General features: G+C 74.7%; 13 protein-coding genes. 9 read left to right on the top strand and 4 right to left on the bottom strand.

Going from position 1 to position 14,960, the window contains the following annotated elements; translation table 11 throughout:
- Nucleotides 1-25: 25 nt before the first annotated feature.
- Both ACIRBY_RS21175 and ACIRBY_RS21170 read left to right on the top strand, forming a co-directional pair.
- Nucleotides 26-970, top strand: a complete 945-nt coding sequence (locus ACIRBY_RS21175) for a GlxA family transcriptional regulator (RefSeq protein ID WP_403902344.1) — start codon at nt 26-28, stop codon at nt 968-970.
- A gap of 170 nt (nt 971-1,140) precedes the next feature.
- A complete protein-coding gene (locus tag ACIRBY_RS21170) occupies nt 1,141-2,526 on the top strand; it encodes an FAD-binding oxidoreductase (RefSeq protein WP_403902342.1) in 1,386 nt (461 codons plus the stop codon).
- Nucleotides 2,527-2,565: 39 nt separating this feature from the next.
- Here the strand turns inward: ACIRBY_RS21170 and ACIRBY_RS21165 are convergent, their stop codons facing one another.
- Nucleotides 2,566-4,536 carry a phosphatase PAP2 family protein gene (locus ACIRBY_RS21165; RefSeq protein ID WP_403902371.1) on the bottom strand — a complete coding sequence of 657 codons (1,971 nt, stop codon included), beginning with the start codon at nt 4,534-4,536 and terminating at the stop codon, nt 2,566-2,568.
- A gap of 192 nt (nt 4,537-4,728) precedes the next feature.
- On the opposite strand from ACIRBY_RS21165, the gene ACIRBY_RS21160 reads away from it, so the two are divergent.
- A complete protein-coding gene (locus ACIRBY_RS21160; protein WP_403902340.1) occupies nt 4,729-5,046 on the top strand; it encodes an antibiotic biosynthesis monooxygenase family protein in 318 nt (105 codons plus the stop codon).
- 66 nt (nt 5,047-5,112) lie between these two features.
- Here the strand turns inward: ACIRBY_RS21160 and ACIRBY_RS21155 are convergent, their stop codons facing one another.
- Nucleotides 5,113-5,508 (bottom strand): nuclear transport factor 2 family protein, encoded by a 396-nt coding sequence (locus ACIRBY_RS21155; RefSeq protein ID WP_403902338.1) that lies wholly within the window; start codon nt 5,506-5,508, stop codon nt 5,113-5,115.
- Between the two features lie 104 nt (nt 5,509-5,612).
- Here ACIRBY_RS21155 and ACIRBY_RS21150 point away from each other — a divergent pair, with 104 nt between their 5' ends.
- Complete coding sequence (locus ACIRBY_RS21150; RefSeq protein ID WP_403902337.1) at nt 5,613-6,149, top strand: GNAT family N-acetyltransferase; 537 nt, start codon at nt 5,613-5,615, stop codon at nt 6,147-6,149.
- A 122-nt stretch (nt 6,150-6,271) separates the two neighbouring features.
- Here the strand turns inward: ACIRBY_RS21150 and ACIRBY_RS21145 are convergent, their stop codons facing one another.
- The gene (locus ACIRBY_RS21145; RefSeq protein ID WP_403902336.1) at nt 6,272-8,320 is read right to left on the bottom strand and encodes a DHA2 family efflux MFS transporter permease subunit; all 2,049 of its coding nucleotides are present in this window, start codon (nt 8,318-8,320) and stop codon (nt 6,272-6,274) included.
- A 752-nt stretch (nt 8,321-9,072) separates the two neighbouring features.
- Here ACIRBY_RS21145 and ACIRBY_RS21140 point away from each other — a divergent pair.
- Nucleotides 9,073-9,603, top strand: coding sequence for a peptidoglycan-binding protein (locus ACIRBY_RS21140; RefSeq protein WP_403902334.1), 531 nt, complete (start codon nt 9,073-9,075; stop codon nt 9,601-9,603).
- 132 nt (nt 9,604-9,735) lie between these two features.
- On the top strand, nt 9,736-10,419 hold the full coding sequence (locus tag ACIRBY_RS21135; RefSeq protein WP_403902332.1) for an HAD-IA family hydrolase: 684 nt from the start codon (nt 9,736-9,738) through the stop codon (nt 10,417-10,419).
- 30 nt (nt 10,420-10,449) lie between these two features.
- Here ACIRBY_RS21135 and ACIRBY_RS21130 read toward each other — a convergent pair whose 3' ends face one another.
- On the bottom strand, nt 10,450-11,031 hold the full coding sequence (locus tag ACIRBY_RS21130) for a TMEM165/GDT1 family protein (protein ID WP_366456596.1): 582 nt from the start codon (nt 11,029-11,031) through the stop codon (nt 10,450-10,452).
- Between the two features lie 535 nt (nt 11,032-11,566).
- On the opposite strand from ACIRBY_RS21130, the gene ACIRBY_RS21125 reads away from it, so the two are divergent.
- The 3 genes from ACIRBY_RS21125 (at nt 11,567) to ACIRBY_RS21115 (ending at nt 14,739) form a co-directional block, all read left to right on the top strand.
- Entirely contained in the window at nt 11,567-12,250 is a 684-nt protein-coding gene (locus ACIRBY_RS21125) for a DUF1524 domain-containing protein (protein ID WP_403902329.1), read from the top strand.
- 110 nt (nt 12,251-12,360) lie between these two features.
- On the top strand, nt 12,361-14,022 hold the full coding sequence (locus ACIRBY_RS21120) for an alkaline phosphatase D family protein (RefSeq protein ID WP_403902328.1): 1,662 nt from the start codon (nt 12,361-12,363) through the stop codon (nt 14,020-14,022).
- A gap of 105 nt (nt 14,023-14,127) precedes the next feature.
- A complete protein-coding gene (locus tag ACIRBY_RS21115; RefSeq protein ID WP_403902327.1) occupies nt 14,128-14,739 on the top strand; it encodes a DedA family protein in 612 nt (203 codons plus the stop codon).
- The last annotated feature ends 221 nt before the right edge of the window (nt 14,740-14,960 follow it).

The raw sequence follows: 14,960 nt of genomic DNA, 5'->3' as shown, positions 1-14,960 counted from the left end.
CGGGGCCGCGCGTTAGGGTGGGCCGGTGAAAGTCGCCGTACTGGCCCTCGACGGGGTGTTCGACTCCGGGATTTCGGCCGTCCTGGACGTGCTCCACACCGCCAACGCCCTGCGCGGACGGCTCGCGGGCGCCGCGCCGCCGGCCTTCGCCGTCCACACGGTCGGCGTGCGCCGGCACGTGCGCACCGGGCTGGGCCACCGCGTCGACACCGAGCCGGCCGCCCGCGCCGAGGACGCGGAACTCCTCGTCCTGCCCGCCCTGATGGAACGCCGGCCCGACGCGCTGCTGGAGACCGTGGCCTCGCCCGCGCACCGCGCCGCCCGCCGGCTGCTGGCCGAGGCCCGCGAGCGCCGCACCCCGCTCGCCTCCTCCTGCACAGGGACGTTCCTGCTGGCCGAGTCGGGGGTGCTGGACGGACTGCGGGCGACGACCAGCTGGTGGCTGGCGCCCGTGTTCCGGGAGCGCTACCGGCGGGTGACGGTGGAGGAGACCCGGATGGTCACCACCTCGGACGGGGTCACCACCGCCGGCGCCGCCTTCGGCCACCTCGACCTGGCGCTGGCCGTCGTGGCCTCGCGCAGCCCGGCCCTGGCCGACCTGGTCCGGCGCTACCTCGTGGTGGACGACCGGGCCTCGCAGGCCGCGTACGTGATCCCCAGCGCCATGGCCCGCCACGAGCCGCTGGTCGCCGCCTTCGAGGAGTGGGTGCGGGCCCGCATCGCGGAACCCCTGTCCATCGCCGACGCCGCCCGCGACCTCGGCGTCAGCGAGCGCACCCTCCAGCGCACCATGGCCCGCTCCCTCGGCCGCTCCCCCATCCGCCTGGTCCAGGACCTGCGGGTGGAGCAGGCCGAACACCTGCTGCGCACCTCCGGCCTGCCGCTCGCGGCGGTCGCCCGCCGGGTGGGGTACGAGAGCCCCGGCCCGCTGCGCGCCCTGCTGCGGCGGCGGGCGGCGGGAGGGGCCTGAGCGGGCCGGGGGCGGGGGCGGGGGCGGGGAACCGCACGGGCCCGCGGGTCGTCGGGGCACGGCGGCGTACGGACGCGCGGGTGCCCGGGTGCGCGGGCGCGCGGGCGCCGCGTGCGGACGCCGCGCGGACACCGCGTGCACGTGTCGCCGACCGGTGCCAGACTGGGGCCATGGCCACGGTCACGGCTGTGCCCGGCCCCTCCTTCCGGGGGCGGCTGGTACGGCCCGGGGACCCCACGTACGACGAGGACCGGCGGGTCTGGAACGGCTCGGTCGACCGGCACCCCGCCCTCGTCGCCTGCTGCGCGGGCGTGGCGGACGTGAGGGACGCCGTGCGGTTCGCGGCCGGCGAGGGGCTGCCCCTGGCGGTCCGCTCCGGCGGCCACAGCTTCCCCGGGCACTCGGTGTGCGACGACGGGATCGTCGTCGACCTCTCCGCGATGCGCGGCATCCGGGTGGATCCCGAGGCCCGTACCGTCCGGGCCCAGGCGGGGGTGCTGCTCGGCGAGCTGGACCGGGAGACCCAGGCGTTCGGGCTGGCGGTGCCGGCCGGGATCGTCACCACCACCGGGCTGGCGGGGCTGACCCTCGGCGGCGGGATCGGCTGGCTGATGCGCAAGTACGGGCTGACGGTCGACCAGCTGCTGTCGGTGGACGTGGTCACGGCCGACGGATCGTTCCTGACCGCCGACGAGAACCGGAACGCCGAACTCTTCTGGGGGATCCGCGGCGGGGGTGGGAACTTCGGGATCGTGACGGAGTTCGAGTTCCGCCTCCACCCCGTGGGCCCGGTGGTCCTCGCGGGTCCGGTCCTGTGGCCGATGGAGGAGTCGGCGCGGCTGCTGCGCCTGTACCGGGACTGGATCACCGACGTCCCGGACGAGCTGACCACGGCGGTCGTGCACCGCCGGGTGCCGCCGGTGCCGTTCATGCCGAGGGAACTGCACGGCAGGCCGGTGGTGATGGTGGTGTGCTGCTACGCCGGGCCGGTCGAGGACGGGGAGAAGGTACTGCGGCCGCTGCGCGAGGAGGGGCCGCCGCCCCTGCTGGACCTGTGCGCGCCCAAGCCGTTCACCGCCCACCAGGCGATGTTCGACCCGTCCTTCCCGCGCGGGCGCTGGTACTACTTCAAGTCCTGCGACGTGGACCGGCTGGACGACGAGGTCATCGACCGCACCGCCGAGCACGCGGCCCGGATCGTCTCGCCGCTCACCGCCTTCCCGATCTTCCAGCTGGGCGGGGCGATCCGGCGGGTCGGGGACGACGAGACGGCCTTCGGCGGACGCTCCTCCGGGCACACCTTCAACATCAACGGGACGACCGAGGGCCCCGAGGGGTTCGAGGCGGAGCGGGCGTGGGCGCGCGGGCTGTGGTCGGCGCTCGCCCCCCACCAGACCGGGGTCTACTCGAACTTCCTGATGGAGGAGGGCGGGGAGCGGGTCGCGCAGGCGTACGGGGAGGCCAAGTACCGGCGCCTGCGGGAGCTGAAGCGGCACTACGACCCCGACAACCTCTTCCGCCTCAACCAGAACATCCCTCCGGCGGCCGCGTCCTGAGCCCCCCCCCCGGTCCCCGCACCTTCCGCGCCCCGCCTGCTACCGCCGCGCCGCGGCCATCCGGTCCGGCTCCCCGGCCGTGCTGCGCTGCACGGGCAGGGTGACCCTCAGCGCGCGCGGCCCCGACAGCACGTGGACCAGCCCGAAGCCCGCCGCGACGACGACGGCGCCGCCGACCGCGTCCAGGACCCAGTGGTTGGCGGTGGCCACGATCGCGCACACCGTGATCAGCGGGTGCAGCGCGCCCAGCAGCTTCAGCCGGCCCTTCGGCGCCAGCGCGACCACCACGATCCCGCACCACAGCGACCAGCCGAAGTGCAGCGAGGGCATCGCCGCGTACTGGTTGGAGATCGCGGTCATCGCCCCGTACGAGGGGTTCGCCAGGTCCTGCGCCCCGTGCACGGTGTCGACGAAGCCGAGGTCCGGCATGAGCCGCGGCGGCGCCAGCGGGAACAGCCAGAACCCGGCCAGCGCGAGGACGGTCGCCAGGCCCAGCGAGGCCCGCGCCCAGCGGTAGTCGCCGGGGCGCCGCCAGTAGAGGACCGCCAGGATCCCGAGCGGCACCACGAAGTGGAAGGAGGAGTAGTAGAAGTTGAAGAACGCCTCCAGCCAGGGCGCGTCGACCACCGCCCGGTTCACGGCCCGCTCGATGTCGATGCCCAGCACCTGCTCGGCGCCGTGGACCAGGCTGCCGTTGCGCTCGGCGAGGGAGCGGCTCGCGGGGGCCGCGGCCCGGATGTGGGAGTAGATCGAGTAGCCGACCCGTATCAGCAGGAGTTCCAGCAGCAGGTTGGGGCGCGACAGCGCGCGCCGCCAGAACGGCAGCAGCGGCACCCGGGCCCAGCGGGCCGCGGCGGGCCGCCCGTGGACGGTGGGGACGGGCGCGTGCCAGTACGGGGAGGAGCGCGGCAGGAACGGCACGGCGCAGGCCGCCGCCACGGCCGCGAGCAGCGGCACGTTGTCCCGTACGGGGGCCAGCGCGGCCATGTTGGGCAGCAGGACCGCGCTCGGCAGGGTGATGGCCAGCACCACGGCCACCGGCCACACGCGCCGGTCGGCGGCCCGCTCCCCCACCTTGCCGGCCACCGCGAGCAGCACCCACAGCAGCTGGTGGCGCCAGCCGGTCGGGGACACGGCTACGGCCGCGCAGCCGGTGACGGCGACGGCGAGGAGCAGCTGGCCGTCGCGGGCGTAGCGGGCGGCGCGGTGCAGGGCGGCCCAGGTGATCGCGGCGGCGAGGGCGGCGTAGAGGAGGATCTCGCCGGGGCCGCTGAGGCCGAAGCGCAGCAGGGCGCCGTGGACGGACTGGTTGGCGAGGCCGTCGGGTGAGCCGCCGAGGCCGGTGCCGGCGAGGTGGTGGACCCAGTACGTCCACGAGTCGCGCGGCAGGGAGGCCCCGGCCAGCAGGGTCGCCCCGGCGAAGGTGGCGGCGGCGGCCCGGGCGGCGGGGCGGCGCCCGGTCAGCCACAGCAGCGGGGCGAAGAGCAGCAGGGCGGGCTGGAGGGCGGCGGCGAGGCCGACGAGGAAGCCGGCGGGCTTCTCCCCGGGCACCCTGAAGAGGGCGAGCAGCACCAGCAGGACGGGCAGGACGGCGGTCTGGCCCGGGAAGGCGGCCGCGCGGACGGGCAGGGAGACCATCATCAGCGCGACGAGCACGGGCGCCGCGAGCAGTGCGGTGCGGCGCGGCACGGGGTCGGGCAGTCCGCGCGCGGCGACCACCCCGACGGCGCCGACGAGGAGCAGGGTCGCGCAGGTCCACGCCACCTCCAGGGAGGAGGGTGCGGCGAGTCCGGCCAGAAGCTTGAGGACGAGGCCGGCGAAGGGGGTGCCGGTGAACTGCCCGGCGTCGTACAGGGTGCCGGGGGCCGCGGTGCTCGCCGAGAAGTGGAGGTCGCTGAACCACTCGCCCGGGGGCACGCGCAGGACGGAGGCGGCCTGCCTGACGGTGAGGACCGCGGCGAGCGCCCACAGCAGGAGGCGCGCCGCCCCGAGCCTGCCGCTGCCGCCCATGACCCCGGCATGTCCGTTGACACCGCCGTGCTCCGCCGCGTCAGCCACGCCTCGCCGTCCTCCCGCCCCGTCGGCCGCAACCCCGACTCCGCCCGACTGCGCCCGGCTGCCGTACGCGGTTCGCGCCGCGCCTGTCACCTGGGTTCACCACCGGCACGACGATATCCCCCGCGCGATCCCTAGGATGGCGGCATGAGCATCGTGAAGATCAACGCCCTGACGGTTCCCGACGAGCAGCGGGAGGTGCTGGAGCAGCGGTTCGCCTCGCGGGCCGGCGCCGTGGAGAACTCGGACGGGTTCGAGTGGTTCGAGCTGCTGCGTCCGGTCGAGGGCACCGACCAGTACCTCGTGTACACGCGCTGGCGTTCGGAGGAGGACTTCCAGGCGTGGATGGAGGGCCCGATGAAGGCGGCGCACCAGGGTGGCGGCGACCGGCCGAAGCCGGCGGCGTCCGGGTCGCAGGTGTGGTCGTTCGAGGTCGTGCAGCAGGCGGCACCGAAGCAGGCGTGAGCGCGGCGGCGTGAGCGCGGCGGAAGGGCCCGGGGGCGCGTGTCCCCGGACCCTTCCGCCGGGCCCTCAGCTCCAGAAGGCGTCGCTCTCGTCGATGTCCTGGGTGCACTGGTCGATGTCGGTGATCTTGCCGCCGACGATGGTGAAGAAGAGCCCTTCGTGGATCTCGATGCCCCGGTCTCCGCGGTCCGCCATGGTGGTGTGGAAGGACATCGCGTGGCCCCTGCCGTCGACCAGGACGCGCTCCAGGGCGACCCGGAAGGTGCCGTTGGTCTCCTCTCCCAGGCGGCGGTAGAGGTCGAGGACCGCTTCCCGTCCCTTGTGGTGCCCGGACAGGGGGCTGGTGCCGGGCATGTGGTGGATGACGTCGGCCGTCATCAGGCTGCCCAGGGTCTCCATGTCGCCCTTGCCGAAGGCCTCGTAGCCGCGGCGGATCAGGGCACAGTCCGGATGCTCCGACATGACCGTCCACCCTTCGTTCGTGGGATTTACGCCTTTTCTCATCATCGGTCCGTGCCTGTGGATATTCCACGCGGGAGGGCGCGGCGGGTCTCCACAATGGCGGCATGGACAGGAACTCGATCACCATCGCAAGCACTGCGGACTCCGCCCCTGACGGCGGATCCGGCTGGGCCGTCACCACTGAGCCGTTCACGACCGCGGACGCCACCGCCCTGCGCCGCGCCTACTACGCGGAGGTCGCCGGGCGGTACTGGGAACGGCCCGCCACCGAGGCGGAGGTCGACCAGGGGATGCTGGACGACCCGGCCGACAGGCTCGCACCGCCCACGGGGCAGTTCGTGGTGGGCCGGCTCGGCGGGCGGCCCATGGCCTGCGGCGGCATACGGCTCCTCGACCCCGCCACCGCCGAGCTCACGAGGATCTACGTCGCCCCGGGCGCGCGGGGCACGGGCGGCGGGGCGGCCCTGCTGGCCGTACTGGAGGCGGAGGCCCGCGCGCTGGGCGCCGTACGGATGCGGCTGGACACCCGGACCGACCTGGTGGAGGCCCGCGCCCTGTACGCGCGGCAGGGATACCGGGAGATACCGGCGTACAACTCCGGCCCGTACGCCCAGCACTGGTTCGAGAAGCCGCTGGTCTGACCCGGCCGGTCTGACCCCGGCCGGCCTGATACGGCCGACCCGACACGGCCGACCTGATCCGCGGGTCCGGTCCGCGGGTCCGGTCCGCCGGTCCGGGCCGCCGGCCCGGCCGGGCCGCGGGGTCAGGGCGCCGCGTGGTCCCGGGGCACGAGCGTGCCGTAGGGCTCCTCGGCGTCGGATCCGCACAGCTCCCGGCTGAGTTCCTCGACGAGCTGGACCAGGTCGGTGGGCCGCTCGGGGCCCCACCAGTCGCCGAGCAGTTCGGCGAGTGACTCCTGCCGGGCCTCGGACAGCCGTTCCGCGGACTCGCGGCCCCGGTCGGTCAGGACGAGCGGGAGCCCCTGCCGGACGGCGAGTCCGCGCCCCTCGACCTGGCGGGCGGCTTCCGTGACGACCTTGATCGGGACCGGGGTGCGTTCGGCGAGCACCGCCGGGTCGACCGAGCCGTACTTGGCGATCCGCAGCAGCAGCCAGCTGGAGGCGGGCATCAGGTCGTAGCCCGCCCTCTCGGTGATCTTCTCGTAGATGTGGACGCGGCCCTCGCGGGTGCCGAGCAGGGACAGGGCGCGGGCGGCCTCCTCACGGGATGAGCGCTGGACGGGGTTGGAGGCGAGGGTCTCCGTCACGTCGGGTGCGGTGACGGAGGCGCGCAGCTTGTCCTCCTTCAGGAACCAGGAGATCAGGAACGCGAGCAGCACGACGGGCACCGCGTAGAGGAAGACGTCGGTGATGGCGGTGGAGTAGGCGTCCAGCACCCGGGGCCGCACCGTGGGCGGGAGGGCCGCGACGGCCCGGGGGTCGGCTTCCAGGCGGGCGGGGCTCGCGGCGGGCGGGACCCGGATGCCGGAGAGGGCGCTGGTGAGCTCCTCGCCGAGCCGGCTGGTGAAGATCGTGCCGAAGATGGCGACGCCGAAGGAGGCGCCGATGGAACGGAAGAAGGTGGCACCGGAGGTGGCGACGCCGAGGTCGGCGTAGCTGACGGCGTTCTGCACCACCAGGACGAGCACCTGCATGACCAGACCGAGGCCGAAGCCGAAGACGAAGAAGTAGACGCTCATCTCCAGGTCGGAGCTGGTGCGTTCGAGCTGGTGCAGGAGCAGCAGCCCGACGGCGGTGAGGGCGGTGCCGGTGATGGGGAAGACCTTCCAGCGGCCGGTGCGGCTGACGATCTGCCCGGACCCGGTGGAGGCGATCAGCAGGCCGAGCACCATCGGCAGCATGTGGACGCCGGACATGGTCGGCGAGACGCCCCGGACGACCTGGAGGAAGGTCGGCAGGTAGACCATCGCGCCGAACATGGCGAAGCCGACGATGAAGCTGATCACGGAGCAGAGGCTGAAGGTGCGGATCCGGAACAGCTTCAGCGGCAGGACGGGTTCGGCGGCCCGCCCCTCGACGAACAGGAAGGCGACGAGCAGGACGGCGCCGAGGACGGCAAGGCCCACGATCCGGGCCGAGCCCCAGCCCCAGCTGCCGCCGAGGGAGGCGACGAGGACGAGGCAGGTGGCGACGCCCGCGATCAGGGCGGTGCCGAGGTAGTCGATGGTGTGCCGGGAGGAGCGGGCCGGGATCCGCAGGACGGCGGCGATGACGACGAGGGCGACGAGACCGATGGGGAGGTTGATGTAGAAGACCCAGCGCCAGGAGAGGTGGTCCACGAACAGGCCGCCCAGCAGGGGCCCGAGGACGCTCGTCGCGCCGAAGACGGCGCCGAAGAGGCCCTGGTACTTGCCGCGTTCGCGCGGCGGGACGATGTCGCCGACGATCGCCATCGACAGCACCATCAGTCCCCCGCCGCCCAGGCCCTGGAGGGCGCGGAAGCCGATCAGCTGCGGCATGTCCTGGGCGAGGCCGCAGAGCGCGGAGCCGATCAGGAAGATGACGATGGCGTACTGGAAGAGCTTCTTGCGCCCGTACTGGTCGCCGAGCTTGCCCCACAGCGGGGTGGCGGCGGTGGAGGCCAGCATGTAGGCGGTGACCACCCAGGACAGGTGCTCCATGCCGCCCAGCTCGCTCACGATCGTGGGGAGGGCGGTGGAGACGATGGTCTGGTCGAGTGCGGCGATCAGCAGGCCCAGCAACAGGGCTCCGATCGAGACGAGCACCTCGCGCGTGGCGTGCTCGGCGCCCGGGGCGGGGCCCGTCGGCGACGCGGTCACATCCTGAGCCATCGGCTCCTCCTCACGCCGGATCAACATTTCCATCCTGAGCGGTCTGTCCCGTTATGGCCTCTCGGAAGGGTTGGGTGCGACGGGAGGGGTCTGCATAATCGCTGGCAGTGTCCAGGGAGGGGTTATCAGTGAGCGCTGAGCGCTGTCCGGAATGCGGCGCCGTGGGTGCCGACTGCGCGTGTGCGCGGGGAGTCGGGTTCAACCCGCTGCGCATCCGCCCGTACATGGCCGTGCCCGACGCGGGCGGGACGGTCCCGGGCCCGACGCCGCCCCAGCCGGTCCTGGGGGCCGTGGCCGGGCCGGGCCCCTCCGAGGGCTCGCCCTTCCCGACGCTCCCGCCCGAGGCGGCGGCCGCGGCACCCGGCGGCGCCGAGGCCCCCACGACCATGATCCCGCCGGTTCCCGCGGCTCCCGGCGCGCCCCCCGCCGGCCCCACCCCGACGCCGGGAACCTGGACCGGTGCCGGTACCGACGCCCCGACGGCCATGATCCCGCCCGTGTCGGCGGCTCCGCACGGACCGGGGCCCGGGCCGGGGACAACCGCGCCGGGAGCACCCGCGCCCGGGACACCCGCGGCGCCGGCGGCCGATCAGACCATGCGGCTCCGGGCCGTGACCGCGGCGGGGCCGGGTGCCGTGATACCGCCGGGACCCCGCGCCGGCGCCCGGCAGGGGGCGGGGGCCGGGCCGCGGGCCGGGTCCGGGCGTCCCGGGCGGCGTCGGGCGGTCCCGCTGCTGGCCGCGGCCGGTGCGGTGGCGGCCGCCGGACTGGTGGCGCTGGCGCTGGGGCTGTTCTCCGGCTCCGGGAAGGACGACACCGCACTCGGGGACCCCAAGCCGTCGGTCCCCGTGGCGGGCGAGGCCCCCGCCGGACCCTCGCCGTCGCCGACCGGCCCCGCGGAGAGCGCGTCCGCGTCCGCCTCGCCGTCCGCTTCGGCGAGCGCGTCCCGCTCGGCGACGGCGTCCGCGTCCCCCAGCCCCTCCCGCACGTCGGCGGCCCCCTCCCCGAGTCCGTCGGCGAGCGCGTCCCGCGCCACGAAGCCCGCCGCCCCGCCCCCGGCGCCGCCCGCCAAGCCCGCCACCCTGCGCTCCGGCGACTCGGGGCCCGAGGTGCTGAAGCTCCAGCGGCTGCTGGCGGAGCAGGGCATGTACGACGGGCGGTTCGACAGCCGGTACGGCCGGTCCGTCGAGCGGGCCGTCACGGACTTCCAGATCGAGTACGGAGTGCGCGAGGACCCTTGGGGCGTCTACGGTCCGGCGACCCGGCGCGCCCTGGAGGGATAGGTCACGCGACCGCCGGTGGCGCAGACCGCCCCTGGTTTTGTATCGTGTAGGAACAAAGTGGTTCCGTCCGCACTCCCTGACCGGTGGACGGAACCACTTGTTCTCTTCTCCCGCCCGTCTGGAGTCCCGCCGATGCCGGCCCACACCGCCTCCGCCCGCGTCGTCCTCACCGCCAGGGCCCTGCTCCTGGACATGGACGGCACCCTCGTCAACTCCGACGCGGTGGTGGAGCGCTGCTGGCGCGCGTGGGCGCTGTCCCACGGGCTGGACCCGCAGGAGGCCCTCAAGGTGGTCCACGGCCGCCAGGGCCACGCCACGATGGCCCTCCTGCTCCCCGAGCGCCCGACGGAGCTCAACCGCGCCGAGAACGCCGAGATGCTGGCCCGCGAGACCGCCGACACCGACGGCGTGGTGCCGGTGGCGGGCGCGCCGGAGTTCATGGCGACGATCTCCCGCCTGCCGCACGCCCTGGTCACCTCGGCCGACGCCGCCCTCGCCGGGGTCCGGATGGCGGCGGCGGCCCTGCCGATGCCGGAGGTGCGGATCACCGCGGAGTCCGTCGGGGCCAGCAAGCCCGACCCGGAGGGCTTCCTCAAGGGCGCCGCCGAACTGGGCGTGGACCCGGCCGACTGCGTGGTCTTCGAGGACTCGGGCGCCGGTATCGCGGCGGGCCTGGCGGCCGGCATGCGCGTGATCGGCATAGGCCCCCGCGCGGCCGCCCACGGCCCGACGGTCCACGTCGACGACCTCACCGCGGTCCGGGCCGAAGCCGTCGCGGACGGCTCCGTCCGGCTCACCCTCACCCCGGGGCGGTAGCCGCGCCGGGGTGGACGGGGCGCGTCGGCGTCAGCCGGCGATCGCCTCGTAGAGGGAGAACGCGGCCAGCGCCGCCATGACCCCCGCCGCGATCTTGGTGATGAGCCGCAGCGGGACGTACTTCATGAGGGTGCGGCCGCCCAGGATGCCGATGCCCGCCACCGCCCAGAGCGCCAGCACCGCACCGAGGCCGACGGAGAGCGGGTTCTCGTAGCGCGCCGCGAGGTTGGCGGTCATGATCTGGGTCAGGTCGCCGAACTCCGCCACCAGGATCAGCATGAAGCCGGCGCCGGAGACCTTCCAGAAGGACTGGTCGGCGGGCGGCTTGACCTCCTCGTCCTCGTCGCCCTTCTTGAAGAGCAGCATGGCCGCGCCCGCCAGGAAGAGCAGGCCGACGACGGCCTGGACGAGCCGGTGCGGCAGGAGCGTGAGCACGCTGCCGGCGGCGATGGCGAGCGCGACGTGCACGGCGAAGGCGGCGGCCACGCCCGCGAAGACGTAGGAGGCGCGGTAGCGGGTGCCGAGCATCAGACCGGCCAGGGCCGTCTTGTCGGGGAGTTCGGCGAGGAAGACGACGCCGAAGGCGATCGCCAGCACGGTGAAGCTGAACACGGGGGTGAAACCTCGATCGGTCGGGCAGGACGCCATCGGGACCGAGAGACCTGGGGTGTTTCAGGGTTCGCTTCGGCTCGGCGGCGCCCTGGGGACATCGACACTCCGCACGCCTCGCGCATGCGGAGTGCGCATGCTGCGTCGCGCGCGTCGCGTCACATGGACAGGACACTGCGGCCGAAGGTCTCGCTGGCGGTCCGCTGACGCGGCCCGCCTCCGGGCGCCGGCTGGGATGACCCAGCAGTATGTCGACGGTCCGGCGAAGAGCTACTCCCCTTCTGCTCCGTCCAGGGTACGCGACGGCCGCCCCGGCACCGCCCTGCCCGGAATGTGAGCTTGGCCCCACCCTGCCCCACCCCTCCGGGCGGAATCTCAACTTCCCCTTGAACAGGGGTCGTTGATCTTCTTGATGTGACGTGCCCATGTCGGCAATCTGTCACCTGGCGCCCATCCCCGCGACACCCGGCGCCGCCACCATGGCCGCGCCCCGCCGGGGCCGCACGGCCACCAACCCCCCGCCCCAGGGAGCCCCCTCATGGCCCTCACGTCCGTCCGCACGCCCTCCGTCTACGCGCGTCGCATCCGCCGCGCCGGACGCGCCGGCATCCTGGCGTCCGCCGTCGCACTCGCCGCCCTCACCTCCCTCGTGAACGCCCCTGCCGCCCTGGCCTCCCCGCCCACCCCGATCAGCGCCGCCGAGGCCCGCGCCTACCTGGCGACGGTCACGCCGGCCGCCGAGGGCTCCCTCACCGGCTACAGCCGCGCCCAGTTCCCGCACTGGAGCACGGTCTCCGGCACCTGCAACACCCGGGAGACCGTCCTCAAGCGCGACGGCGTGAACGTCGTCACCGACTCCTCCTGCGCCGCCGTGAGCGGCAGCTGGTACTCCGAGTACGACGGCGCCACCTGGACCGCCGCCTCGGACGTCGACATCGACCACATGGTCCCGCTCGCCGAGGCCTGGCGTTCGGGCGCCAACACCTGGACGACCGCCAAGCGCCAGCAGTTCGCCAACGACCTCACCCGCCCCCAGCTCATAGCCGTCACCGACAACGTCAACCAGGCCAAGGGCGACCTCGACCCCGGCAAGTGGCTTCCGCCGCGCACCGCCTACCGCTGCACGTACGCCCGGTCGTGGGTCCAGGTGAAGCAGTACTGGGGCCTGAGCATGGACGCCGGGGAGAAGACCGCCCTGGTGAACATCCTGAACGGCTGCTGACCCCACCGCCCTCCGGGATTTTCACCCCCGCGATCCCCCGCCAGGGGGAGGCCGGGCAGCCGCCCCTCCCCGTACCGTGATCGAAAGGGCTGTCGAGGAGGGGGAGTCGGATGGCCGGACTGCGGCTGGGACCACTGCTGCGCTACGTCGACTGGGACACGGGCGGCTCCGCCACGCTGTGGATCGAGGCGGACCGCCCCTGCACCGCCGAGGTGCGCTGCGCCGACGGGGCCGGCGGCAGCGCCCGCACCTTCCAGATCACCGGCCACCACTACGCGCTGGTCCCCGTCACCGGCCTGACGGCCGGCACGGCCACGGCGTACGAGGTGCTGCTCGACGGCGTCCCCGTCTGGCCCGAGCCCGACGGCCGCTTCCCGCCCAGCACGATCGCCGCCCCCGCGGTGGGCGGCGGCCCCGGCCCCCGCGCGCCGGGCCTGCGGGTCACCTTCGGCTCGTGCCGGCAGGCCGCCCCGCCCGCCGGCCGCCGCGGGCCGCACGGCGCCGACGCCCTGGACGCCCTCGCGGCGCGCCTGGCCGCCGATCCGGCGGAGGCCCGGCCGGACCTGCTGCTGCTCCTCGGCGACCAGGTCTACGCCGACCGGCTGTCGAAGGAGACCCGGCGCTGGCTCGCGGCCCGTCGCGACCTGCGCGAGGCCCCGGGCGCCCAGGTCGCGGACTACGAGGAGTACACCCGCGTCTACGACGAGTCCTGGGGCGACCCGGAGATCCGCTGGCTGCTGTCGACCGTCCCCAGCCTGCACATGTTCGACGACCACGACGTCATAGACGACTGGAACACCAGCGCCTCCTGGCAGGCGGAGATGCGCGCGACCCCGTGGTGGCCCGAGCGGGTCCTCAGCGGACTGATGTCGTACTGGGTGTACCAGCACCTGGGCAACCTCTCCCCGGCCGAGCTCGCGGCCGACCCCCTCTACGCGGCCGTACGGGCCACCCCCGACGGCACGGACGCGCTGCGCGCCTTCGCGGCCGCCGCGGACGCCGACCCGGCGTCGGTGCGCTGGAGCTACCGGCGCGACTTCGGCCGGACGCGGCTGCTGATGGTCGACACCCGCGCCGCGCGGGTGCTGGCCGAGGACGGGCGCGCCATGCTCGACCCGGCGGAGCAGCGCTGGCTCCGGGAGAACGCCCTGTCCGGGCACGGCGGTTACGACCACCTGCTGATCGGCTCCTCGCTGCCGTGGCTGATGCCCCCGCTGATCCACGACGCCGAGGTGTGGAACGCCGCGCTCTGCCGCGGGGAGCGCGGGCGGAGGTGGGCCCGGATCGGGGAGGACCTGCGGCGGCGCGGGGATCTGGAGCACTGGGCGGCGTTCCCGGCGTCGTTCGCCGCGCTGAGCGACCTGATAGAGGAGGTGGGGACGGGCCCGAAGGCGCCGGCGACGGTCGCCGTCCTCTCCGGGGACGTCCACCACGCGTACGTGGCCGAGCCGCTCATACCCAGTACGGCGCGGGTCTTCCAGCTGACCTGTTCGCCGGTGCACAACTCCATCCCCGCGGTGGTGAGGTGGGGCTTCCGGCTGGGCTGGTCGCGGCTGGGCCGCTGGCTGGGGCGCGGTCTCGCGCGCCACGGCCGGACGGGACGGCCGCCGCTGGGCTGGCGGCGTACGGGCGGCCCGTGGTTCGGCAACCAGCTGATGACGCTGACCCTGGCCGGACGCGGCGCCGGGCTCCGGCTGGACCAGGCCCGCTCCTCACGGCCGGGTGCCCGTCTGGTGACGGTGCTGGACCGCCGGCTCACCGGAGCGGAGTAGGCCGGGACTCCGGCGCGGGGGCGCCGGGCGTACGCTGTATGGCTGTCAAGCCGCCCCTGCCGCCTCCCCGCGACCACGCGGCGCTCCGGACTCGGGAGTCCCGCTGTGATCGAGACGATGGGGTCGCTGACCGCGAGCCCGTGGATCTACGCCCTGGTGGCGGTGTCGGTCCTGCTCGACGTGTTCCTGCCGGTGCTGCCGAGCGGAGTGCTGGTGATCACCGGTGCGGCGGCCGCGGCGGCGGGCGGACCGCCCGCGCGGGTGCCGGACGTCGCGGTGCTGCTGGCGGTCGCCGCCACGGCCTCCGTGCTGGGCGACATGGCCGCCTACCGGCTGGCCCGCCGCAGCGGACCGCGCCTGGACCGGGTCATCGCCCGCTCCCGCCGCCTGACCCGGGCCCACGAACGCCTGGGCACGGCCCTGGCCCGCGGCGGCGGCCCCCTGGTGGTCCTCGCCCGCTTCGCCCCGGCCGGCCGGTCGGTGGTCTCGCTGGGCGCGGGCAAGACGCGGCGCACCGTGGCGGAGTTCCTGCCCTGGTCGGTCCTGGCGGGCATCAGCTGGGCGGGCTACAGCGTGGCACTGGGCTACTTCGGCACCCAGTGGCTGGGCACGGCCTGGCTCGGCACGGCCGTCTCCCTGATCGCCCTCTTCACGGCGGGCTCCCTGGCCGCCTTCCTCCTCCGCCGCCCGCCCACCACCCCCACCGCGGCGGCCTGACCACCCCGGCCGCACAACAGCCCGCACCCGGGCACCACCCCACCCCGGCCCGCTCCTCACGGCGACCGCCGACCCGGGCACCCCTCCCCCTCCCCCTCCCCCTCCCCCTCCCCCTTCTCCCCCCGGAGGGATGGGCCGGGTGGGGCAGTGGGTCACCCGTTCACCCGGCAGCGATCGCAGCCTCCCCTCCGGGCTTCTAGCGTCCAGAACACGGCGCGCCA

It is taken from the genome of Streptomyces sp. NPDC096136 (assembly GCF_044763325.1).
Lineage (GTDB): Bacteria > Actinomycetota > Actinomycetes > Streptomycetales > Streptomycetaceae > Streptomyces.
The sequence above is the reverse complement of the archived record's forward strand: the minus strand, read 5'-3'. Positions and strand labels throughout refer to the sequence as shown.